The organism is Flavivirga abyssicola (assembly GCF_030540775.2).
GTDB lineage: Bacteria > Bacteroidota > Bacteroidia > Flavobacteriales > Flavobacteriaceae > Flavivirga > Flavivirga abyssicola.
In genome coordinates this window covers 1,260,571-1,282,276 of record NZ_CP141266.1, presented here as the reverse complement: position 1 = coordinate 1,282,276, position 21,706 = coordinate 1,260,571, and the positions used below count along the sequence as shown (strand labels likewise).

Annotated in this window: 25 protein-coding genes; 12 read left to right on the top strand and 13 right to left on the bottom strand. The window is 31.8% G+C overall.

Translation table 11 applies throughout. The features are described 5' to 3' along the window. Positions 1-3: 3 nt before the first annotated feature. The 3 genes from Q4Q34_RS05210 to Q4Q34_RS05200 are packed head-to-tail and all read left to right on the top strand — an operon-like array spanning position 4 to position 2,635. Complete coding sequence (locus Q4Q34_RS05210) at positions 4-726, top strand: polyprenol monophosphomannose synthase (protein ID WP_303318853.1); 723 nt, start codon at positions 4-6, stop codon at positions 724-726. A gap of 8 nt (positions 727-734) precedes the next feature. Beyond that, complete coding sequence (locus Q4Q34_RS05205; protein WP_303318852.1) at positions 735-2,081, top strand: dihydroorotase; 1,347 nt, start codon at positions 735-737, stop codon at positions 2,079-2,081. Next, a complete protein-coding gene (locus Q4Q34_RS05200; protein ID WP_303318851.1) occupies positions 2,078-2,635 on the top strand; it encodes a DUF4296 domain-containing protein in 558 nt (185 codons plus the stop codon). Before Q4Q34_RS05205 ends, Q4Q34_RS05200 begins: the two co-directional genes overlap by 4 nt. Here the strand turns inward: Q4Q34_RS05200 and Q4Q34_RS05195 are convergent. Further along, positions 2,607-3,608, bottom strand: coding sequence for an NAD-dependent epimerase/dehydratase family protein (locus tag Q4Q34_RS05195; RefSeq protein WP_303318850.1), 1,002 nt, complete (start codon positions 3,606-3,608; stop codon positions 2,607-2,609). The genes Q4Q34_RS05200 and Q4Q34_RS05195 overlap by 29 nt on opposite strands. 218 nt (positions 3,609-3,826) lie before the next feature. Here Q4Q34_RS05195 and tyrS point away from each other — a divergent pair, with 218 nt between their 5' ends. Continuing rightward, positions 3,827-5,122 carry a tyrosine--tRNA ligase gene (tyrS, locus tag Q4Q34_RS05190; RefSeq protein ID WP_303318849.1) on the top strand — a complete coding sequence of 432 codons (1,296 nt, stop codon included), beginning with the start codon at positions 3,827-3,829 and terminating at the stop codon, positions 5,120-5,122. Between the two features lie 125 nt (positions 5,123-5,247). On the opposite strand, the gene Q4Q34_RS05185 is transcribed toward tyrS, so the two are convergent. The 3 genes from Q4Q34_RS05185 to Q4Q34_RS05175 form a co-directional block, all read right to left on the bottom strand. Further along, positions 5,248-5,694: a YHS domain-containing (seleno)protein gene (locus tag Q4Q34_RS05185; RefSeq protein WP_303318848.1), complete on the bottom strand. Its 447-nt coding sequence runs from the start codon at positions 5,692-5,694 to the stop codon at positions 5,248-5,250. 78 nt (positions 5,695-5,772) lie between these two features. Next, positions 5,773-6,753: a LuxE/PaaK family acyltransferase gene (locus tag Q4Q34_RS05180; protein ID WP_303318847.1), complete on the bottom strand. Its 981-nt coding sequence runs from the start codon at positions 6,751-6,753 to the stop codon at positions 5,773-5,775. Positions 6,754-7,220: 467 nt separating this feature from the next. Further along, positions 7,221-7,562 (bottom strand): T9SS type A sorting domain-containing protein, encoded by a 342-nt coding sequence (locus Q4Q34_RS05175; protein WP_303318846.1) that lies wholly within the window; start codon positions 7,560-7,562, stop codon positions 7,221-7,223. A 203-nt stretch (positions 7,563-7,765) separates the two neighbouring features. Here Q4Q34_RS05175 and Q4Q34_RS05170 point away from each other — a divergent pair, with 203 nt between their 5' ends. Both Q4Q34_RS05170 and Q4Q34_RS05165 read left to right on the top strand, forming a co-directional pair. Continuing rightward, positions 7,766-8,446 carry a response regulator transcription factor gene (locus Q4Q34_RS05170; RefSeq protein ID WP_303318845.1) on the top strand — a complete coding sequence of 227 codons (681 nt, stop codon included), beginning with the start codon at positions 7,766-7,768 and terminating at the stop codon, positions 8,444-8,446. Then, entirely contained in the window at positions 8,446-9,489 is a 1,044-nt protein-coding gene (locus Q4Q34_RS05165; protein WP_303318948.1) for a sensor histidine kinase, read from the top strand. The genes Q4Q34_RS05170 and Q4Q34_RS05165 overlap by 1 nt, the downstream gene beginning before the upstream one ends. Here the strand turns inward: Q4Q34_RS05165 and Q4Q34_RS05160 are convergent. Continuing rightward, positions 9,463-10,518: a glycosyltransferase gene (locus tag Q4Q34_RS05160; RefSeq protein ID WP_303318844.1), complete on the bottom strand. Its 1,056-nt coding sequence runs from the start codon at positions 10,516-10,518 to the stop codon at positions 9,463-9,465. The two genes, Q4Q34_RS05165 and Q4Q34_RS05160, sit on opposite strands and share 27 nt — an antisense overlap. 280 nt (positions 10,519-10,798) lie before the next feature. Here Q4Q34_RS05160 and trmB point away from each other — a divergent pair, with 280 nt between their 5' ends. The 6 genes from trmB (at position 10,799) to Q4Q34_RS05130 (ending at position 14,425) form a co-directional block, all read left to right on the top strand. Beyond that, positions 10,799-11,476 (top strand): tRNA (guanosine(46)-N7)-methyltransferase TrmB, encoded by a 678-nt coding sequence (gene trmB, locus Q4Q34_RS05155; RefSeq protein WP_303318843.1) that lies wholly within the window; start codon positions 10,799-10,801, stop codon positions 11,474-11,476. Continuing rightward, positions 11,476-12,108, top strand: a complete 633-nt coding sequence (locus Q4Q34_RS05150) for a LysE family transporter (RefSeq protein WP_303318842.1) — start codon at positions 11,476-11,478, stop codon at positions 12,106-12,108. Before trmB ends, Q4Q34_RS05150 begins: the two co-directional genes overlap by 1 nt. A 3-nt stretch (positions 12,109-12,111) precedes the next feature. Next, complete coding sequence (locus Q4Q34_RS05145; RefSeq protein WP_303318841.1) at positions 12,112-12,441, top strand: MGMT family protein; 330 nt, start codon at positions 12,112-12,114, stop codon at positions 12,439-12,441. A gap of 152 nt (positions 12,442-12,593) precedes the next feature. Then, entirely contained in the window at positions 12,594-13,730 is a 1,137-nt protein-coding gene (locus Q4Q34_RS05140; protein ID WP_303318840.1) for an Mrp/NBP35 family ATP-binding protein, read from the top strand. A 3-nt stretch (positions 13,731-13,733) separates the two neighbouring features. Beyond that, a complete protein-coding gene (locus Q4Q34_RS05135; RefSeq protein ID WP_135876846.1) occupies positions 13,734-13,976 on the top strand; it encodes a NifU family protein in 243 nt (80 codons plus the stop codon). Positions 13,977-14,095: 119 nt separating this feature from the next. Beyond that, a complete protein-coding gene (locus tag Q4Q34_RS05130; RefSeq protein ID WP_303318839.1) occupies positions 14,096-14,425 on the top strand; it encodes a 2Fe-2S iron-sulfur cluster-binding family protein in 330 nt (109 codons plus the stop codon). 402 nt (positions 14,426-14,827) lie between these two features. Here the strand turns inward: Q4Q34_RS05130 and Q4Q34_RS05125 are convergent, their stop codons facing one another. From Q4Q34_RS05125 to Q4Q34_RS05090, 8 genes are all read right to left on the bottom strand, one after another. Beyond that, entirely contained in the window at positions 14,828-15,622 is a 795-nt protein-coding gene (locus Q4Q34_RS05125) for a DUF1853 family protein (protein WP_303318838.1), read from the bottom strand. A 19-nt stretch (positions 15,623-15,641) separates the two neighbouring features. Continuing rightward, positions 15,642-16,571: a metallophosphoesterase family protein gene (locus Q4Q34_RS05120; RefSeq protein WP_303318837.1), complete on the bottom strand. Its 930-nt coding sequence runs from the start codon at positions 16,569-16,571 to the stop codon at positions 15,642-15,644. Between the two features lie 72 nt (positions 16,572-16,643). Beyond that, positions 16,644-17,363, bottom strand: coding sequence for a 3-ketoacyl-ACP reductase (locus tag Q4Q34_RS05115; RefSeq protein WP_303318836.1), 720 nt, complete (start codon positions 17,361-17,363; stop codon positions 16,644-16,646). Between the two features lie 42 nt (positions 17,364-17,405). Further along, positions 17,406-18,926, bottom strand: coding sequence for a Dabb family protein (locus Q4Q34_RS05110; RefSeq protein WP_303318835.1), 1,521 nt, complete (start codon positions 18,924-18,926; stop codon positions 17,406-17,408). 22 nt (positions 18,927-18,948) lie between these two features. Further along, positions 18,949-19,443, bottom strand: a complete 495-nt coding sequence (locus Q4Q34_RS05105) for a GlcG/HbpS family heme-binding protein (protein ID WP_303318834.1) — start codon at positions 19,441-19,443, stop codon at positions 18,949-18,951. An 83-nt stretch (positions 19,444-19,526) separates the two neighbouring features. Then, positions 19,527-20,108, bottom strand: coding sequence for a Crp/Fnr family transcriptional regulator (locus tag Q4Q34_RS05100; RefSeq protein ID WP_303318833.1), 582 nt, complete (start codon positions 20,106-20,108; stop codon positions 19,527-19,529). 69 nt (positions 20,109-20,177) lie between these two features. Next, entirely contained in the window at positions 20,178-21,197 is a 1,020-nt protein-coding gene (locus tag Q4Q34_RS05095; protein ID WP_303318832.1) for a transporter, read from the bottom strand. Between the two features lie 66 nt (positions 21,198-21,263). After that, positions 21,264-21,635 (bottom strand): hypothetical protein, encoded by a 372-nt coding sequence (locus tag Q4Q34_RS05090; protein WP_303318831.1) that lies wholly within the window; start codon positions 21,633-21,635, stop codon positions 21,264-21,266. Positions 21,636-21,706 lie beyond the last annotated feature (71 nt).

The window sequence follows — 21,706 nt, the reverse complement described above, 5'->3', positions numbered from 1 at the left end:
AGAATGAAAGATACGGTTGTTATCATTCCAACATACAACGAAATAGAAAATATTGAAGCTATTATAAAAGCTGTATTCTCTCAGTCTGATAGTATTCATATCCTTATTGTTGATGATAATTCCCCAGATTTAACGGCTTTAAAAGTAAAAGAGCTTCAAGCCGATTTTCCTGATAGATTATTTTTAGAAATTCGAAAAGAAAAATCGGGCTTAGGGACTGCCTATATACACGGCTTTAAATGGAGTTTGGATAAGACCTATAAGTATATTTTTGAAATGGATGCAGATTTCTCACATGATCCAAACGATTTAATAAATTTATATAACGCTTGTCATATAGAAGGTGCAGATTTATCTATAGGTTCTAGGTACATTACAGGTGTAAATGTTGTTAATTGGCCAATGAATCGTGTTCTTATGTCTTATTGTGCCTCAAAATATGTACGTATCATTACTGGCATGAAAATTCATGATACTACGGCAGGTTATGTTTGTTATAAAAGGCATGTTCTTGAGGCAATAAATTTAGATGCTATAAAGTTTATTGGTTATGCGTTTCAAATTGAAATGAAATTTAAAACATATTTAAAGAAATTTAAGATTATAGAAGTACCGGTTATTTTTACTGATAGAACAAAAGGAGAATCAAAACTAAGCTCTGGTATTATATCTGAAGCCATTTTTGGAGTTATTTCTATGAAACTTAAAAGTCTTTTTAAAAAATAAGAATTTATATGAAGTTAAAATCGACACTTATTAAGAATGCGAATATTGTAAATGAAGGCGTTATTTTTAATGGAGACATATTAATTGAAGGCGAGTATATTAAAAAGATAGGTAAATCTATAAGTGCTAAATCTGCAGATGTACTTGTTGTAGATGCCGAAGGAAAATATTTATTACCAGGAGCTATTGATGATCAAGTTCATTTCAGAGAACCAGGGTTAACGCATAAAGCTAATATAGAAACAGAATCCAGAGCAGCTATTGCAGGAGGAATTACCTCTTTTATAGAAATGCCAAATACTAATCCTCAAACAACAACCATTGAAAAATTAGAAGAGAAGTTCGAGATCGCTTCAAAAACATCTTCAGCTAATTATTCGTTTATGTTTGGAGGCACTAATGATAATTTAGAAGAGATTCTAAAATTAGATAAAAATCAAGCAGCAGGTTTAAAACTATTCTTAGGGTCTTCAACTGGCAACATGTTAGTTGATGATATGGACGTGCTGGAGAAAATTTTCAGAAGCACGAAAATGGTTATTTCTGTTCATTGTGAAGATGAAGCCACTATAAAAAAGAATTTCCAAGAACATCTAGAAACTTACGGAGATGATATTCCTATTAAATACCACCCAATAATAAGAAGCGAAGAAGCTTGTTACTTGTCATCTTCCAGAGCGATAGAATTAGCTAAGAAAACAGGTGCAAGACTACATGTATTTCATCTTTCAACAGGAAAAGAAACACATTTATTCGACAACAAAATTCCTTTAAAAGATAAAAAAATAACCTCAGAAGTTTGTACACATCATCTGTGGTTTAGCGATGAAGATTATGAGGAAAAAGGCACTTTTATAAAGTGGAATCCAGCGGTTAAAACCAAAGAAGATAGAGCGCAATTATGGGAAGCTTTATTAGATGATAGAATAGATGTTTTAGCTACAGATCATGCCCCACATACTTTAGAAGAAAAGAAAAACGTTTATACTAAAGCGCCATCTGGGGGTCCGCTAGTACAACATGCATTGCCAGCCATGTTAGAAATGTACCATAAAGGAAAAATTTCTCTGGAAAAGGTCGTTGAAAAAATGTGTCATAACCCAGCAATTTTATTTCAGATTGCAAGGAGAGGGTATATTAAAGAAGGTTATTTTGCAGATTTAGTGTTAGTAGATTTAAATAACCCATGGACTGTAAATAAAGATAATATTTTATATAAATGCGAGTGGTCTCCATTTGAAGGGACAACCTTTAAATCTAGAGTTACACATACATTTTTAAACGGTAGTTTAGTGTATCAGAATTCTAAATTTAATAATGTGAAAGCAGCTAAACGATTAACTTTTAACAGATGATTTTAAAACGAGTTTCTATATACTTAAGTGTTTTAATAGTTATATCAGCTTGCCATGATTTAAAAAAACCTAAGAAACCTGATAATTTAATATCTAAGGAGAAAATGGTTAATGTATTAATAGATGCTAAGATAATATCATCTGCAAATTCTGTTAATAAAAAAGTAATGGAAGATCATGGTGTTAATTTCAATACATATGTTTACGAAAAACACAATATAGATAGCTTACAGTTTGCTTTGAGTAATGCGTATTATGCTTACTATATAAAGGATTATGAAGACATTTTTCTAAAAGTTAAAGATTGCTTGGAAATACTTAAAGTCAAGTTTAAAGAAGAAGAGGAAAAAGAAAGAATAGCGGCTGAAAAGAGAAAAGAAGATTCACTAAAAGTAGCATTTACAGAAAAGGATTCTACGAGCTTATTGAAAATTAGAGATTCGTTAAAAGTATTATCAATAAAAGATTCAATTACTGAAATGTTAATAGATAGAAGACTTGAAGAGATAAGAAGTGTCATTGATTCTATTTCAGATAAAGATCTCCAAGAGTAGTAATCGTTTTATCTATAGGTTTAAATTTATAGTTTAAAGTCGTTTTAATTTTGTCACTACTGTATTTGGTTTCTGTAGATAAGGATATGGCGATGTGCCTTGTTAATTGTCTTCGTTTACCAGTTAATCTGGTTTTTAACCAATCTAATTTCCAGGCTAATTTCAATAACCACTGACTAATCATTTTTTCTGGAGGCTTCACATTTACCGACTCAGACAACGCTTGTAAAAACTGTTTATAAGTCCAATGTTCTGCAACTAACACAAAACGCTCATTTATAATATCACTTTTTGTGAGTGCTATCATAATTGAAACAACATCTTCAACAGCTATAAGTGCCACCGTTCCAGAAGTATAATATTTAAACCCTTTATGTGCTTTTTTGAATAAACTTCCTGTTCCATAACGCCAAATTCCAGCGCCTAAAATAACACCAGGATTAACAATTACAACGTCAAGGCCTTCTTGAGTTGCACGCCAAACTTCCATTTCTGCTCCGTACTTTGTAATGGCATAAACACTATTGTCATCTTCAGGGTTCCAATTCGTACTTTCATTAATTTCCTCATTATTAACGGGACTTCCTAAAGTAGCAATAGAACTTACATAACAAAGTTTGTTAATAGTATTTGACAAACAAAGATTTACAATATTAGCAGTGCCTTCAATATTTATTTTCCGTAATGTTTGATATTTATCAGGTTCAAAAGAAACAAATGCAGCACAGTGATACACATAGGTAATCCCTACAAACGCTTCAGATAAAGCAGGAACATCTAAAAGATCTGCCTGTACCCATTCAATGGTTTTAAAAAATGACTCGTAGTTATTTGTATACGTAGCAAAAACAGATTTTACATTAGCAATTTTGCGCTCTGTTCTATAAATGGCTCTAATTTTCTCATTACTGCTAGCAAGCTTATAAAGTAAATGAGAACCAACCAAACCCGTACCACCTGTTACTAAAATCATGCAACGAAAGTAATAAATATTTAAGAGTACTTAGATTCAAATAGTATCTATATAACATATTTATTATAAAGATTTATACTGAAACTAGAATAATAATTTGAATTGAAACCTCTATGCCTTATTTGGAATTGCTTTTTCAAATAAAGAATTATTCATAATACCTAAGTAATTATACATTGATTTTTATCTTTGCATAGTTTTGTAAAAAATTGAAAATAATGATAAAGAACTTTGTTGAAGAATTAACATGGAGAGGTATGATACATACCGTAATGCCTGGAGCGGAAGCTCATTTAATGGAAAGCATGCGTAGTGCGTATGTGGGCTTTGATCCTACAGCGGATTCTTTACATATTGGAAACTTGGTTCCTATTATGCTATTGGCGCATTACCAACGTTGTGGACACAGACCGGTAGCTTTAGTAGGAGGTGCAACAGGAATGATTGGAGATCCGTCTGGTAAATCTAATGAGCGTAATTTATTGGATGAAAAAACATTACGCCATAACCAAAACGCCATTAAAAATCAATTGGCACATTTTTTAGATTTTGAAAGTGATGCTGAAAATGCAGCAGTTTTAGTGAATAATTACGATTGGATGAAAGACTTTTCATTTCTTGAATTTATTCGCGATGTTGGGAAGCATATTACTGTAAATTATATGATGGCAAAAGATTCTGTGAAAAATAGAATCTCGTCTGAGTCGTCTGAAGGAATGAGTTTTACCGAATTTACATATCAATTAGTTCAGGGCTATGATTTTCTTCATTTATATAAAGAAAAAGACTGTACGATCCAAATGGGAGGAAGTGACCAGTGGGGAAATATTACAACTGGAACAGAATTAATAAGAAGAATAGATAGTGGGAAGGGGTTTGCTATAACTTGTCCATTAATAACTAAATCTGATGGTTCTAAATTTGGAAAATCAGAAGGCGGTAATGTATGGTTAGATGCTAATAGAACCTCACCATACAAATTCTATCAATATTGGTTCAACTCTAGTGATGAGGATGCTGAAAAATATATCAAAATATTTACTTTTTTAACGGAAGAAGAAATTAACGCTTTAGTTAACACACATAAAGAAGCACCTCATTTGCGTGTTTTACAAAAACGATTAGCAGAAGAAATCACCATGATGGTGCATTCTAAAGACGATTTAGAAAATGCTATAAAAGCCAGTGACATTCTTTTTGGTAAATCGACTAGTGATGATTTAAAAGGGTTGAATGAGCAAACATTTTTGGATGTATTTGAAGGTGTGCCCCAAACAGAAATATCTCAATCGGATATTGATAATGGCTTAGATATAATTGCAGCTTTAGCCGAAAAAGGCGGGTTTTTAAAATCTAACGGAGAAGCAAGAAGAGCGCTTAAAGAGAACTCTATTTCTGTAAATAAGGAAAAAGTAAAGGATGATTATTGCGTTACTGCGAAGGATTTAATTAATAGTAAGTTTGTGCTATTGCAGCGTGGTAAGAAAAACTATTTTGTACTAAGAGTTATATAAAACAACAAAGCCTGATTTTAAAAATCAGGCTTTGACTTAACCAATCAACTAAAAACTAATTTTTCTTTTATCTTAGCTGGTGGTTTTGTCGTGCCTATTTTAAATAACTTACATTAAAAATTAAATTATTTTTTGAATTTAATTTTCTCCCAATTTTTATCAGCTTTATTTAATAATTCATGGCTATGCTCTTTATTCCATAATTCAAGAGTATTTGTACCCCAAGCATTATAAAACAAATAAAGTTTGTCATTAATAATTTTAAAAGTTTTTGGGTTAATAGATACTTTATTCTCTTTTATAGCAATAGCATAAGCACAGTAACCACCATATTGTGGAATAAATTTTTCAGGATTTGTTTTAAAAGCATCTAAATGTTCTTTTGATGAGAATTTGTAATTAACACTATCATATTCATGTCTAAATTTTTTATGTCCTTCAATGGCTTCATTATTGAAATAGGCAACAACATCATAACCATTAGCCGCGAATCCTTTTTTAATATTATAATCCAGAGTTTGTCCAAATCCAAATGAAAAGCTTAGTAAAAATAAAAGGGTTAGATTTTTCATGAAAGATCTTTCTTAAATAAGTCGATAGAGGTGCGTGACCTTACAACGTTTGGGTGTTATACATGACGAGTTAATAGGTTAAAGCACCATAAGATTACAGCCACGAATATCCGAATTATCAAAACGACCAATAACTTCGAATGTATTATTATCATTAACGCGACCTAAATCCTGGGTAGCAATAAAAGAGCAGGAATTTATGTTGGCCAGATCAATAACATTTATGCCACCTGTTTTACCTAATGATTGTATAGAAAGCGGGTCTTCAGTGTCGCGAGTTAATATACGCATCCAATTAGGATGATTAAAAATTCCATGCCCATTAGAATAGCCTTGACTTAGCAGTTCGGTCATGCCATATTCACTGTGTATTGTATTTACACCAAAACCTGTTTTTAATTTTGAATGTAAAGCTTCTCTAATAAGTTCTTTTCTTCTGCCTTTCATACCACCGGTTTCCATAATAATGGTATTATTTAAATTAAACCGATGTATTTCAATCAAATCTAACAAAGCAAAAGAGACCCCAATTAACAATACCTTTTTTCCTTGGGAGTCTAATGTTATTAACGTGTCTTTCAGCTCCGAATAGTTATTCAAATAAAACCCACTTTCTGTATATTTTGATTGTTTAATCATGGCATCTACCATATGTATTAGTGAAGAGCCTTCACGCTCTAAATAAGAGGGTAATAATGCCAGGATTACATAATCTTCAATAGGCCCGTAGAATTGCTGAAATCCTTTAGTAAAGCTTTGGGTGTAAATATCTAAATCTGTTACATGGTGTTTACTAGTCATACTTCCAGTAGTACCAGAACTTGAAAAAGTAGCTTTAATAGTATCTTTAGAACTTAGGACATTATGAGATTTAAAGAACTGAATGGGTAAAAAAGGAATATCCTTTATAGTTTTTACATCGCTGGGATGTTTGTATATTAAATCGCAAAAAGAACGATAAACCCTATTGTTATCAAATTGAAATTTAAAAATTTGTAATGCCAAATCTTCAAATTCTGTTTGATTATTAATGTTGAAAATAGAATTAGTGTCAATCATAAATTATTCTAAAAGAACTCCTCAATGCTGAGCCTCGTGATTTCTGTTGAAATTGTCATTCCCACACCTATGCTGTACTTGCTTGTGCTGAACTTGTTTCAGTATTTCAGTAAAAGCGGGAATCTAAATAACAAATTTCGGTTTTTAAACTCTCTGTTTTAAAAGAAACTACTAAAATATCTCTATAGCTTGTATAGAACTCATCTTGACTTTTTCTATTTCCTAAAAAATGGCTAAAATTCGCCCATATTTTGTTACTTTTTTTACGCTTAGCACTGCTATGCCTCGCAAAAAATACCTCATCTGAACAAATTTTATCTCATTTTCGGTTAAAAACAAAAAGTCAAGATGAGTTCATATTAAAAAATAGTTTAGTATCAAGAACTTTTTTATTAGAAAGACAAAAATATATAAAATAAAAAAGCGTTACTATTAGTAACGCTTTTTAAATTTATGAATTTACAATATTATTTAATCACCAATTTTCTTGTTTCACTAATGTCGCTTTCGGTAATCTTTAAAATATAAACACCTTTACTTAAGTTTGAAATGTTTAATTCTTTACCAACTAAAGTAATAGAACGAATTTGTTTTCCTAAAACATTGAAAAACTCAATTTTTTTAGTCAGATTACGTTTTGATGTGACATTTATAAATGTTCTGCCAATAGGAGAAGGGTTAGGATATATAGATAAACCTTCAATATTTTGTTGAATAGGGGGTGTGTTAACATTGGTTTGAGCAAATCCATATTGGGTTACAGACCATGTTAAAGCTAAAAATAAAATGAATAAGTAGTTTTTTTTCATACACGCTTTTCAACACCATAAAGGTAATAATTTACTACAAAAGTGATGCCAAAAAAGTGTTAAAGATTTCGTTATTTGGTCGAAAGTTTAAATTACTGTAACTTGTCCGTTACGTAAATGTTATTAATTTTGGAATACCAATAAAACAGTACTATTTAGTTTTATCTTTACTCTAAGAAATAAATATAATTTATTATTTAAGTATGAAAAAGAATGATATTAAGATACTATTAGTAGATGATGAACCAGATATTTTAGAGATAGTTGGGTACAATTTGTCGAGTGAGGGATACCAGGTTATTACTGCTGAAAATGGTTATGAAGGTGTTAAAAAAGCAAAAAAAGAGCTTCCACAATTAATCATTCTAGATGTTATGATGCCTGAGATGGATGGTATTGAAGCTTGTGAGTTAATTCGAAAAAGCCCAGATTTAAAGAATAGTATTATTACTTTTTTAACAGCAAGAGGAGAGGATTATTCTCAAGTAGCCGGTTTTGATGCTGGTGCAGATGATTATATAACGAAACCAATAAAACCAAAAGTATTGGTTAGTAAAGTAAAAGCGCTTTTAAGGCGTTTTAAAGAGGAAGATGTTTCTGATACCGTTAAAATAGGAAGTTTGGTAATAAATAGAGATGAGTATAAGATTATTTCTAAAGGAGAAGAAATTATTTTACCCAGAAAAGAATTTGAATTACTATCTTTATTGGCTTCAAAACCGGGAAAGGTTTTTAAAAGAGATGAAATTCTTGACGCAGTTTGGGGCAATGAGGTTGTTGTTGGAGGAAGAACAATCGATGTACACATTCGTAAATTAAGAGAAAAACTAGGAGATACTAGTTTTAAAACCATAAAAGGAGTAGGCTACAAGTTTGTAGAATGATGCAAGCAAAATTTAAAAGATCGTATAAGTTTGCCATAAAAACGGCATTATATATAACCTTATATACAACGCTCTTAATGAGTGTTTTTTTATACTATTTATATGAGATTAAGTGGTTTTATGTCCTTGCTTTTTCAGTAAGTGCCTATATCTTTTCCTTTTTAGTAATTCAATTTAGTGTAGAACGTTTTATATACAGACGTGTTAAAAGAATATATGATGACTTAACACTTCTGGAGTCTGCTAGTTTAAATAAAGGGCCTATAACGACAGATATGCGTACCCTGACTCAAGAGATTGATAAGTTTGCCCGAGATAAAAAGCTAGAAATTGAAACTCTAAAAGTTCGTGAAAAGTATAGAAAGGAGTTCTTAGGTAATGTATCCCACGAATTAAAGACACCATTATTTACAGTGCAAGGGTATATCCTTACATTGTTGGATGGTGCTATGAATGACAAAAAATTGTTAGAAAAGTATCTGGGGAGAGCCAGTAAAGGTATTGAGCGCTTAGGTTATATTATCAAAGACTTAGATATGATTACTAAATTAGAAGTTGGTGATTTAAGTTTAAATATAGAGGAATTTGATATTGTTGAGTTAGTTGAAAATGTATTTGAGATGTTGGAGATGAAAGCTAGCAAAAAAAGAATTACACTTACCTTTGATACGGATTATAGCAAATTAATTTTAGTTAAAGCAGATAAAGAGCGTATCCAGCAAGTATTAGCAAACCTAATTGTAAACTCTTTAAAATACGGAAGAGAAAAAGGAACTACAGAGATCAGTATAGAAAATTTAATAAAAAACAAAGTTATTGTTCGTGTTACTGATAATGGAGAAGGTATTGAAAAAAGGCACCTTCCTCGTTTGTTTGAACGTTTTTATAGAGTGGATAAAAGTGGTTCCCGTAAAGAAGGAGGTTCTGGGTTAGGGCTTTCTATTGTAAAACATATTATTGAAGCTCATGAGGAAAAAATATATGTAGAGAGTGAGTTTGGTGTAGGTAGTGAGTTTTCATTCACACTCGAAAAGATTGAATAGTTTTTTGAAGTTTACATTATAATCAAAAGCCTTTAAACCTTTAAAACCAGCAGTGTTTTTTAATTTGTCTAATGTAAAGTCTTTTTGATTACAACTCGGAACTAATTCTAAATCTGTTAATCTTTTTGCTAAATATTCTTGTTCAAATTGTCCGGGAGTAGGTATAAAAAAAGCTTTTTTATTAAGCTTAGCTAAATCCATGATGGTTGTATAACCAGACCTTGATAAGATTAATTTACTCTGATTGATGGTTTTTTCTAATAAATTAGAGGTCATAAAATTGTAAATAGTCATATTCCCTTTAATTTGTATAGTCTGTTCCTTTTCCATAGTACCCTTAACAAAAACGACTTTTCCAGTATAATTCTTTAATTCTGAAAAAAGAATGTCTTCAAGTAATGTCCGTTGAGGTTCAGGGCCAGAAAGTAATACCATTAAATCATTTTCAATGTTTAAGTGTTTATTTTCGAACCTACTCAAAGGCCCAATATATTCTGTAGGGATTTCAAAATTATTAATATGTCCGAGTTTGCCACTTAGATTAATATCTTCTTCTGTGTCAGGCACCCAACATACATTAAATTTCTTTATGATTTTTTGATGCATTTTTGTGCTTAGCCATGTGGTGCTTCCTGTTAGAACGTTTAGTTGATGCGTTATAAAAACAGATGGTACTTTTTTACTATAAACCCCAAGTCGGTTATCAGAAATAATACCTTTAATACCATGAGTTTCTACAATAAACTTCGTCACTTTTTTTTCAGCTTTAATAGCTTGAATGAGTTTTGGAGAATCCTTAATAAGTTTTAATTTAAAATGCTTTCCCTTTTTAGCGTATGTAATATTATAGGAAGGTAATTCTATAGACGATAGCTTTGGGAATTCTTTTTGTAAAAGAGTTAAAGCAACTCCATCACTGGCAATAATGGGTTCAAAGCCATACTTTATTAATTCATAAATAATAGGAATACTTCTTGTGGCATGTCCTAAACCCCAATTTAAAGGAGCGACTAAAATTCGTTTTTTCATCTGTTAAATATAGCCAGCCTTTGGCTTTACAAAAGGCGGGTTTACTACTATGTCTTTTTTAATTTAAACAATAGACCAATTTAAAAAAGGATGTTGCTACTAGTTCTTATTCCAGTTTTTAGTAAAATCAAAGATAAGCATATAAACACTTTCGTATATTTCCTTAATTTTACCAAATCTATTCAAAATAATAAGTAATTGTTAACTTAAAAATTTTATAATAGGTGCTCTCTGTCTTACTTTTGAAAATTATAAAACCAGAGAAAAATTTTAAACAATAGTGGGAAGTAAAAATAAGCTCAAAAGATTTAAAGAGAACGAAACCTTTTCAAACGTGTTTCAGCCATCCAGAGAAGAGTTGGTTAATGAATCGTATGAGTTAAAAGGTCATTGGAGAACATCCGTATTTAAAAATGAAAACCCATTAGTGTTAGAGCTAGGTTGTGGAAAAGGAGAATATTCTGTAGCACTGGCAAAAAAGTATCCAAATAAAAATTTTATAGGAATAGATATCAAAGGGGCACGTTTCTGGAGAGGTGCTAAAACAGCCATTGAAGAGGAGATTCCAAATGTTGCTTTTATAAGAACCCAAATAGAATTGATAGACTATGTTTTTGCAGAAAATGAAGTAGACGAAATTTGGATAACCTTTCCAGATCCTCAAATAAAATATAAGCGTACTAAACATAGAATGACTAATGAAACGTTTTTAAAGCGTTATAAAAAAATATTGAAAGAAGAGGGTGTTGTTAACCTAAAAACAGATAGTGAGTTTATGCATGGGTATACACTTGGTTTGTTGCATGGCGCGGGACATGAGGTGCTTTATGCTAATCATAATGTTTACAAACAAGAAGGAAGCCCAGAAGAGGTTACCAGCATTCAAACATTCTATGAATCGCAATATTTAGAACAAAACAAACCAATTACGTATATTCGGTTTAAAATTAAACATTAGTGAATATAACTCTTATCTTTATTTTAGGTTTATTTATAGCATTAATTGGAGTTATTCCTCCTGGCTTGTTAAATATGACGGCTGCTAAAGTAAGTTTAAAAGAAGGGCATGTAAGAGGAATTATGTTTTCTATAGGCGTTTGTGTTGTTGTTTTGCTTCAAACATATCTTGCCACTGTTTTTGCACGATACTTAAGCAAACATGTAGAAGTCGTAGATGTTTTACAGCGTGTTGCATTTGTTATTTTTGTGTTAATAACCGTTTACTTTTTACTTATTGCTAAATCAAAACCAAAACAACAAATTGAGACTAAAATGCGTCGTAGTAAGCATAGTCGGTTTTTTCAGGGGATGTTTCTTTCTGCAATAAATGTATTTCCTATTCCTTATCAAGCATATATGACCATCACATTGGCATCTTTTGGGTGGATGTCTTTTGGTCAAACAAGTATAATATCCTATGTAGCTGGTGCTGCTATGGGAACTTTTGTTATGCTATATATGTATATTTTCTTTTTTGATAAAATAAAAGGAAAATCGTTTACTTCTCAAAAAAACATGAACTATGTTATTGGAGGAATTACGGGTGTTATTTCAATTATTACACTCATTAATATTATCAAGGAAATGTAAGCTATGAAACCAGAAACCTTAAACTTCTTTGACAAAGTTTACGAAGTTGCTAAACTAATCCCCTATGGCAGAGTTACAAGTTATGGAGCCATTGCTAACTATTTAGGAGCAGCTAGAAGTGCTCGTATGGTTGGTTATGCCATGAATGGCTCAGGAGGAAAAGATGTACCTGCACATCGCGTTGTAAATAGAAAAGGCTTATTAACAGGTAAGCATCACTTTGATGGAACAAACCTGATGCAACAATTACTAGAAAGTGAAGGCATTGAGGTGAAAGAAAACCAAATTCAGAATTTAGAAAAGGTGTTTTGGGATCCCTCAAAAGAATTGTAATTATTTCCTAATTCGTCAAAAATTTACAAATAATTACATATTAGTATCTCCATAAATAAACCGAATAACCATATAAATCATTTCAATAAAATGGCTTTAAAGTCTAAACAATTCACTGTATATTTGCATATTAGAATTAATCTAAATAAGGAATGAAGCTTAATAAACAAGATATATTAAAAGCATTAGAATCTATTACCGTACCAGGAGAAGGACAAAATATGGTTGAAAGTGGTGCTGTAAAAAATGTGATTACTTTTGGAGATGAAGTTATTGTAGATATTACCATTAAAAACCCTAGTTTACAAGCTAAGAAACGTACTGAGGTAGATATTTTAAAAACAATTCATGAACAGGTTTACGAAAAAGCTAAAATTACAGTGAATGTGAAAGTAGAAGCTCCTGCAAAACCAAAAGCTAATGTTATTAAAGGAAACCCTATTCCAGGGATTCAAAATATTGTAGCTGTAGCATCTGGTAAAGGAGGTGTAGGGAAGTCTACAGTTACTGCAAATTTAGCAGTTACTTTGGCGAAAATGGGCTTTAAAGTAGGTGTTTTAGATGCCGATATTTATGGACCATCCATCCCTATTATGTTTGATGTAGAAGCAGAAAAGCCTTTAGCAGTAAACATTGGTGGAAAATCTAAAATGAAACCAATAGAGAATTATGGTGTTAAAGTATTATCTATTGGGTTTTTTACACAACCAAACCAAGCAGTGGTTTGGAGAGGGCCAATGGCAGCTAAAGCATTAAATCAAATGATTTTTGATGCCCATTGGGGAACATTAGACTTTTTACTTTTGGATTTACCTCCGGGAACAGGTGATATTCATTTGAGTATCATGCAATCGTTACCAATTACGGGAGCTGTGGTTGTTAGTACACCACAAAATGTGGCATTGGCAGATGCAAAGAAAGGGGTTGCTATGTTTCAACAAGAGAGTATAAATGTGCCTGTTTTAGGAATTATAGAAAATATGGCTTATTTTACACCTGATGAATTGCCAGATAATAAATATTATATCTTCGGGAAAGAAGGCGCCAAAAATTTATCTGAAGATTTAGAAGTGCCATTTTTAGGAGAAATACCTTTGGTGCAAAGTATTAGAGAAGCAGGTGATGTTGGTCGTCCAGCAGCTTTACAAACAGCTACAGCATTAGAGCAAGCTTTTGAAAAACTAACTCAAAATGTAGTACAGGAAGTTGTAAGACGAAATGATGATTTACCGCCTACAGAAGCAATTAAAATAACAACAATGGCTGGGTGTTCAGCAGTTAAAAAATAACAGATGACTTCAGAAGAACTTAAAGTAAATGTTGAAAAAGCCTTGGATGAGATTCGTCCGTTTTTACAAAGTGATGGTGGAGATATTTCTTTGCTATCAATAGAAAACGACAATTTAGTCAAAGTGCAACTAAAAGGAGCCTGCGTTGGTTGTAGCGTCAATCAAATGACCTTAAAATCGGGTGTAGAAATGACTATTAAAAAGTATGCACCTCAAATAGAACAGGTTGTTAATATTGAAATTTAGTTTACTTTTTTTAATTCCTACTAAAATAATAGAGAAACTTGTCTCTAAATAATTCAGAAAGTTTAAATTTGCGGCACGAATTGTGAAATGCTTTTAACCAAAAGTATAAAAACTTAACAATGGAAGACATTAATATAAAAATAACAGATAGAGATGGTGTAACTCATGATATTGTTGCGCCAACAGATATGGCAATGAATCTTATGGAAGTAGTAAGATCTTATGAATTAGCTCCTGAAGGCACGATTGGTGTTTGTGGAGGTATGGCCATGTGTGCATCCTGTCAATGTTATGTATTAAGCGAAACAGAATTGCCGGAAATGAGTGACGATGAAGAAGCCATGCTTTCTGAAGCTTTTGATGTTAAAGACAATAGCCGTTTAGGGTGTCAAATCCAAATGACTCCAGACATGGAAGGCCTTGAGGTAGAACTGGCGCCAGAGAACTAACTAATTCCTGCGACTTGTGCTGAACTTGCATGTGCTGAATTTGTTTCAGTATTTCAGTAAGGCAGGAATCTCTAAATAGTAACTAAAAAATTAAATATTTAGGTGTTACCCTGTTGGGTTGAGCTCAATGTTATTAAATTGAGGTAGTAATGTCAGTCTGAGCGCAGTCGAAGACCTATTGGAGTTTTAGTTTTTATTAGCATTTTGTTAAGCTTCGCTAGGTATCTTCAATATAAAATACATTTTATATTTTGATAATGCTCAATGTGACAAAAAAGGAGCAAAATCTCTTAACTTAATGGCATTGGAGTTGACCTTTTACTACTCCATCTCAAAGAGGAGCTCAAACAGACCATTTAATCCCAGCGTAAACAATACTTATTCAATATTCTTAAAATATAATCACCACCAAACCAAGAATATTTTTTTCAATATACCGTTTTTCAATTTCACCCAGCATAAAGGAGAAAATTGCTGTTCAAAATAGGCTTTAACGGCTACTTTAAATTCATTGACATTCAACCACTTTACATTTGTGTGTGGAACTATTAACCAATCTTTCTTTTTTGGGATGTAAAACTTACAATCATTAAATTGGTTTAATTGATTTTTGTTGATATAGAAACCGACAATACAATCGTTATTTAGTGTTTTAAGTTGAATATCTTGATTTGAAAATGGAAAAAACAATTGTGCTTTAAAATAGACCTGTTGGGAAATGTCTTCCGATTTTAGATTAAGAGTTTTTAAGTAGTTTTTGCAGGTATTAGAATGTAAAAGAGGTAATTGTTTATCTTCCAGTTTAGTGATTTTTTCTTTTAAAGAATCCTTTCTGTTTGGATCAATAAAATGTTCAATTTCTGTTTTTCCGATGGAAGCATCGTATACGTAGAATTTATAAACAATCTCTAAATGAATGGGTTTGTTGTTTTTAAGTAATAAACAATCTAATTCTCCTAAAGTTATTTTATTGTCTTGAATTTGTATGTTTTCAGCTAAAATGGAAATATTGTTATGCTGTTCTAATTCAAAAGAAACAAATCGTTCCACGTATTTCCCTAAGCGTAGTTTTTCATCAATATTGATATCGATTTTATCAGATTTAGAAGTGATTTTAAACGAATTTAAGTTGGAAAGGATATCACCTTTCCATAAAAAAGGCGTGCTTAAAAAGCCTTCATATCGTTTTTGAATCATTTGCTAAATGGTAGAAGTATTATTCAGTTTTATAATCAATCAACTTCCTGGGGCCTTCAAGTAATACCCTTACAATTTGAAGGGAGCCATCGTCTTTGGTTGCAATTTGCCATTTGATTAATGAGATTTCACCGTTTTCAATTTCAATACCAGTAATACTTCGTGGGTGAACACAGCTTCCATCATTAAAAAAAGCAATATCTCCTGGTTCAGGAAAACGAGGCCTGTGTGTATGGCCTACAATAGTTAACAAATTATTGTTTTCGCTTATCCATTTTTTAGTTCTACGTTCTACTTTAATAAGTTCTTTGTAGTTCTTAGCTGGGCTTGTAGGATCTGCAATACCCATAACATTTAAGGGTTTCCAAAGAATACGCACCAAAAATCGGCTCCATTTCCAAAACAAAAAATTCCACCAATCAGCCTGATGACCATGGGTTAAAAATAATTCTTGTTTTGTTTCAGAATGTTTTAAAACAATGGCTTCGTTGTATGTAATATCTCCAAAAAGTTCTACGTCTTCCCCAACTTTAGGATCAAAATAAGTAGACAAATGCTTTTTTACGTAATTAGGGTTTCTGTAAACCATATCGTGGTTTCCCCAAATCATGTGTAGTTTATGTTCCTTATTGAATTGTTTCATAAGCATAAACACATTTTTATGAGCATTTAAAATAGAAGTGAATGACATGTTTTCCCAAAGCTCGTCACCGTCTCCTAATTCGCAATATTGAAAACCTTCTTTATAATAATGCTTTAACGCATGAAAGTAAATATTTCTGTTGTTAGCAAAATCATCAGCAAAACTATTATCTCCCCTATGGCAATCGCTAAAGAGAATAAATTTACTGTCGTCATTAAAATCTATGATTTTGGCGTTTTTATAAGCGTGGTCTAATCGTTTTTTTGATGAAAACATGAAGTAAAAGTAAACAAAAAAGCGTTTCATACAGAAACGCTTTTAAAAATCATATAATTTTAGAAATGACTCTATGCTATCATTTTGCTAGTCCAATTATAATTATGGATTTGTAGACCATAAAGTTGCACTTTTAAGCATGGCTCTTCTTGGAAGTTTTAAACCTGCAAGAATTAATTCTGCAAAATCTTCTGGTTGTAGAACATTATCCTGAGAACCTTTGTTTGCAATGCCCAATTCAATCGTCATATCAGATTCTATAGTACTTGGTGTTAATGTACAAACCCTAATATTGTTTTTACGAACTTCTTTCATCAAGGATTCGGACATTCCTATAACAGCGAATTTTGATGCGGAATAGGCAGATATGTTTGCATTTCCATTTAATCCTGCTGTAGAAGAAATATTAATAATATCGCCTTCATTTTTACTTATTAAGTATGGTAAAACTTCTTTGGTCACATAATACATCCCCATAACGTTGGTTTGAATAATTTGGCTCCATAGACTAACTTCCATATCATTAAAAGATCCAACAGCTGCAATCCCCGCATTATTGACTAAAATATCGACAGAACCTAAAGTATCTAAAATACTTTTAATACTGCTTTTGACTTCGTCATAATTGCCAACATCGAATACCGAATACATAGCCTTAATTCCAAAAACCTCTAATTCAGAAACGGTTTCTTTTAAAACTTTTTCATTTCTACCTGTTATAGCAATGTCAATACCTTCTTTAGCAAATGCTAGTGCAGTCGCTTTTCCTAGTCCTCTGCCACCGCCAGTTATGATTGCTTTTTTGTTTTTTAAATGACTCATTTTTTATTTTTTAGAATATTTATATTCACAGAAAAATCGTTATTATTTTGTCCAATAATCTAGCACGAAAACGTCACCAATTATAGGGCCAATTTTACTTACCAAATCCAAATGTGCTTTATGAAATAGGTAAATTTCCCGGTCATGTTCATTCTTAAATGTTAAGGTAAAGCAATGGGTAAAACCTTTACTATGACCTTCGGTACTATCATTTATTCCCCATTCAAAATCAGCTATTTCCGGAATTTTATTTTTAAGATTTTCAAAAGCTTTAACCGCCTCATTGATTTGTTGTTTGGTGGCATCACCTTTATATTTTAGATTTACCATATGCCTTAAAACTTTTCCGTTTCTGTCAATTTTAGGCGAAACCTTGTAGGTCGCTACTTTTTTTAAATCAAATCTATTGGAGCCAGCAATTAGGAAATGATCTTCACCTATTTTATGAGATTTTAAGCCGTAATAAATTGAAAAACCAGTTTCTAAATGATTTATAGGACTAAGAATACCTTCTTCATTTAATTTACATAATTGAATGCTGGCATCGTCTCTGGTGCCAACAGCCAATATGGCTTCTTTATCGTTCGTAGAAATAATTTCGATTCTTGTTTGCCCTTGTAGCTTAGTGTTTTCGTCATCTTTTAAAATAAAATGAGGAACTAAAGCACCTTTTTTGTTTACTTTAAATATGCTTACGGCGTCGCCATGATATACAAAGTCTTTCCTTTTAATAAAGTTCCCTCTTTTATAATATTTGTGATGCCTGTGACCAACAATAACATAGTAATTGCCTCCTAGCTTAACACCTGTTACTGGGTATGCACCCGTTAAGTACCTATCTTTTGTATTGTCACTTATGTTATTGATATTCTTGAATTTACCATTTTCGTAAACTCTAAAACTACTAACACCGTTGTCTTGAAATCCACCTGTATATAAGAAGGTTTTTCCTTTAATTTTATGTGTAAACATCCCTATGATACCATCGGTATGGATGTTATCATTGTCTTTCATAGACTGAACATGAGTAAGCTTTCCATCGTTATGTATTTTGAAACAACTTAACCCAGGTGTCTCTTCTAAGCCACCAATAAAGAGATAAGAGGATTGTTTCATGTGAACAACCTGTAACGTAATAGCGGTTCCAAGATGAGTTTTATCTGTATCCTCAACCAGAGAAACACGTTCTAAAGAACCGTTGTTTAAAATTTTAAAAGTTTCAATCACATTTCCATATTTGTTTGCTACAAATAGGAAGTCTGTGCCACCAATATTATCGGCAACCATTCCTCTAGCAGGCCCCTTTTGTTTGTATAGTTCATGGTTACTAATTGGTGTTAATGTACCTTCTTTATCTAAATTGAATACATCAATATTGCCATAGCCACCTGCATATACAAAATGAGAAGCGTTTTTTTTATAGCTTGTAACCGTAACGGTATTATTGGCAGAAATGTTTTTGAAGTCTTTTCTATAAAGCATCAATTCATCTGAAACTTGGGCTAAACAAATCTGTGATAAAAGCAATGTTATTACGAGAATTCCTTTTTTTATATTATCCATAACTTTAGTTTTTCTGGTTTAATTAATCTATAATTGCTTTTGCTCCCGCAATAGCGATAGCCCTATCTTGTTCTATAGTACCACCACTTACACCTATAGCACCAATAATTTTACCTTCTTTATTTTTAATAGGTATGCCACCTGGGAAAGTTACTAATCCGCCATTAGAATGTTCTATGTTGTAAATTATACCTCCGGGTTGTGTTAATTCTCCAAGTTTTCCAGTGTCAATGTTAAAATACCTTGCTGTTTTTGCTTTTTTAATAGCAACATCTATACTTCCTAAAAAAGAGGCATCCATTCTTATAAATGCTTTTAAATTAGCACCAGCGTCAACCACTGCTATATTTACTAAAACATCTGTTTCTTCTGCATCTTTTTTTGCTTCTAATATGATTTTTAGTGCGTCTTCATGTGTAATATCGTTTGATATTTGAGCATGAGCAGAAAAAGTTTTTAAAGCTAATAGAAAAACTAGTGCTGCTATAGTATTTAATTGTGCTTTTGCTTTTTTCATTTAAGGTTTATGTTTTTATGGATACAAATTTCTTAAATGAGAATGATAAAAGAGTTGAACAAGTTCAACATGTAAAAAACTATTTACTCTTTTTTATGTAGTTTTTTAATTTTACTCAAAAATTCATGAGTAATACCTAGATAACCAGATATTTTTTTATCGGTTAGTTTATGGGCGATTTCAGGATAGGTTTCTATAAAATGGAGATAGCGTTCTTTAGCTGTTAGGGTGTGATTACGTATTAGTCTCCTTTGCCATGCCACTAAAGCTTTTTGAGACATGATTCGAAATAATTTGTCTATTGTAGGCAGTTGATTATATAAGGTTGTTTTATCTGATCTATTAATTAAAAGTACTTTACTGTCTTCTAATGCCTGTATATTGAGATCGGATGGTGTTTGATGCATAAAACTATCTATATCCATTAACCACCAATCTTTTGAAGCGAAATAGAGGGTGCTTTCGTTCCCTTTTTTATCAATAGTAAAAATTCTAAAACAACCTTCTAATACAAAACCTTCAAATTTGCAGATACTACCTTGAGTTAATAAAAAATCTTTTTTTTGTATGACTTTAGGTTTAAAATAACTACAAATAATATCTAATTCTGTATTAGAAAATTGTACATGTTTTTCTATATTTTGTACTAGTAAATCGTGAAGCATTACTTTTAAGAATGGTATAGATTATTTACTAATTCAATATAAGAAAATTGTTTTAACTAGTAACCTTTATTAATGAAACGCATATTGCATTCCAAATGTTAAATTGTAATTCTGTTTTAATTGAATACCATTTAAATCCTGGTAAAGTGGCGTTGTACATTCTGCAGCAAAACGTAAGCCTTTTAAGCCGCCGTTGATAATTAAATAATTAAGGCCAAAACCTGAGTTAATAAAAGTTTCGCCAGAGTTAGCGGTGTCTGCAGTTGTAACCATCATAGGCGTTAATGCAGGGCTTTGTCCGTCAATTTCATCAACAAGAATACCTTCGAGTCTAATAGAAACACTTAAATTGTCTCCTGCTTTAGCTGCAATCCAGTTGTTGAAATTATAACGATTGCCAAATTTATAATCCTGATCATTGTCATTAATGTTAATTATTCCTGTTAATTGATGCCCCCAGGAAAGTTTATCACATTGCCCTAAATAAGTCAATCCTAATTTAGTGCCAAAAGAACCAGTTCCTAATTGCATAGGATAAGGTAACTGAACAGCATTACCCATAGACATAGGAAGTACATTTTTTTCTTCAATGCTTCCAGTAGGAATAGAAACACCTATTTGCGCATGTAAAGCCTTTCGGTTTTTATTAAAAAGACTGTATAAAGCGTTTATAGAAATATCACCAAAACCATTTGTGCTAGTTGAAAACTGATTGCCATTACGCATTTGTAAAGTCATATCATTTTCTAAATAGTTTGCCATAACCATTAATGTTATTTTATCTGAAGGCGCATACATAAATCCCAGCATGTGCATGTTCATAATCATGTCTTGAGGTGCTACCATGTAATTCGCATGAGCATCGGCATTTGTAGCATCATCAGTCCCTTGTCTTAATTGCCTCATGTCCATTGTCATGTAACGGTACGAAACCATAATTTCTTTTTTATGGTGTACATGGTCTGCCATGACAGATATTGGGGCGTGCCCATCTGGCCTACCAGATGACCATAAATTTGATGTTTCCTTTTCTTGGGCAAAAGTTAATGTTGATGCAATACATAGCATTGCAATGAGTATTTTATTCATTGTATAGTGTTTTTGTTTTTATAAAATAATAGGTAGAGCAGAAACTCCTTTTAATAAATGGGGGTATTAGCTAAAATCAGGAGGCTGAAATGTACTGTAATTATAATCGAAGTAATATAATTTTTGAAAGGAAAATGCTTTGTCTTTTTCAGAAGAGGCAAAAGATGGAAGTATTTTTATTTGAAGGATTTCTACAAACCCGATAGGGTAATTTTCTAAAGAAACACGTAAGGATTTAGACTCGTTTCTTTGCTGTTTTCCAAATTCTTTTGCTAAATGACATTTGCCGTTACATTGAAGTTCTGGTTTGTCTTTATTAATACATAAAAACTCAGCAATATAATCTTGGTTCAATACGTACTCAACATAAGGTTGAATAGGCCGTAGCATGGCAACCGTATATAGTAAAACAAAAAATATAGCTGTTAGTTTACTCAAAGACTAATTTTTGGCAAATATATGATTAGATGCCAAATTGAACTAAAAAAAATGCTTCTTATATAAGAAGC

Excerpts from the sequence above, each read along its gene's own strand:
- Q4Q34_RS05125 (WP_303318838.1), bottom strand. The coding sequence starts at position 15,622 with ATGATTCAAAAACGATATGAAGGCTTTTTAAGCACGCCTTTTTTATGG.
- tyrS (WP_303318849.1), top strand. The coding sequence starts at position 3,827 with ATGATAAAGAACTTTGTTGAAGAATTAACATGGAGAGGTATGATACAT.
- Q4Q34_RS05210 (WP_303318853.1), top strand. The coding sequence starts at position 4 with ATGAAAGATACGGTTGTTATCATTCCAACATACAACGAAATAGAAAAT.
- Q4Q34_RS05200 (WP_303318851.1), top strand. The coding sequence starts at position 2,078 with ATGATTTTAAAACGAGTTTCTATATACTTAAGTGTTTTAATAGTTATA.
- Q4Q34_RS05100 (WP_303318833.1), bottom strand. The coding sequence starts at position 20,108 with ATGCTTCACGATTTACTAGTACAAAATATAGAAAAACATGTACAATTT.
- Q4Q34_RS05115 (WP_303318836.1), bottom strand. The coding sequence starts at position 17,363 with ATGAGTCATTTAAAAAACAAAAAAGCAATCATAACTGGCGGTGGCAGA.
- Q4Q34_RS05130 (WP_303318839.1), top strand. The coding sequence starts at position 14,096 with ATGGAAGACATTAATATAAAAATAACAGATAGAGATGGTGTAACTCAT.
- Q4Q34_RS05205 (WP_303318852.1), top strand. The coding sequence starts at position 735 with ATGAAGTTAAAATCGACACTTATTAAGAATGCGAATATTGTAAATGAA.
- Q4Q34_RS05120 (WP_303318837.1), bottom strand. The coding sequence starts at position 16,571 with ATGAAACGCTTTTTTGTTTACTTTTACTTCATGTTTTCATCAAAAAAA.
- Q4Q34_RS05095 (WP_303318832.1), bottom strand. The coding sequence starts at position 21,197 with ATGAATAAAATACTCATTGCAATGCTATGTATTGCATCAACATTAACT.
- Q4Q34_RS05160 (WP_303318844.1), bottom strand. The coding sequence starts at position 10,518 with ATGAAAAAACGAATTTTAGTCGCTCCTTTAAATTGGGGTTTAGGACAT.
- Q4Q34_RS05140 (WP_303318840.1), top strand. The coding sequence starts at position 12,594 with ATGAAGCTTAATAAACAAGATATATTAAAAGCATTAGAATCTATTACC.
- Q4Q34_RS05105 (WP_303318834.1), bottom strand. The coding sequence starts at position 19,443 with ATGAAAAAAGCAAAAGCACAATTAAATACTATAGCAGCACTAGTTTTT.
- Q4Q34_RS05145 (WP_303318841.1), top strand. The coding sequence starts at position 12,112 with ATGAAACCAGAAACCTTAAACTTCTTTGACAAAGTTTACGAAGTTGCT.
- Q4Q34_RS05135 (WP_135876846.1), top strand. The coding sequence starts at position 13,734 with ATGACTTCAGAAGAACTTAAAGTAAATGTTGAAAAAGCCTTGGATGAG.
- Q4Q34_RS05175 (WP_303318846.1), bottom strand. The coding sequence starts at position 7,562 with ATGAAAAAAAACTACTTATTCATTTTATTTTTAGCTTTAACATGGTCT.
- Q4Q34_RS05110 (WP_303318835.1), bottom strand. The coding sequence starts at position 18,926 with ATGGATAATATAAAAAAAGGAATTCTCGTAATAACATTGCTTTTATCA.
- Q4Q34_RS05195 (WP_303318850.1), bottom strand. The coding sequence starts at position 3,608 with ATGATTTTAGTAACAGGTGGTACGGGTTTGGTTGGTTCTCATTTACTT.
- Q4Q34_RS05170 (WP_303318845.1), top strand. The coding sequence starts at position 7,766 with ATGAAAAAGAATGATATTAAGATACTATTAGTAGATGATGAACCAGAT.
- Q4Q34_RS05180 (WP_303318847.1), bottom strand. The coding sequence starts at position 6,753 with ATGATTGACACTAATTCTATTTTCAACATTAATAATCAAACAGAATTT.
- Q4Q34_RS05185 (WP_303318848.1), bottom strand. The coding sequence starts at position 5,694 with ATGAAAAATCTAACCCTTTTATTTTTACTAAGCTTTTCATTTGGATTT.
- Q4Q34_RS05165 (WP_303318948.1), top strand. The coding sequence starts at position 8,446 with ATGCAAGCAAAATTTAAAAGATCGTATAAGTTTGCCATAAAAACGGCA.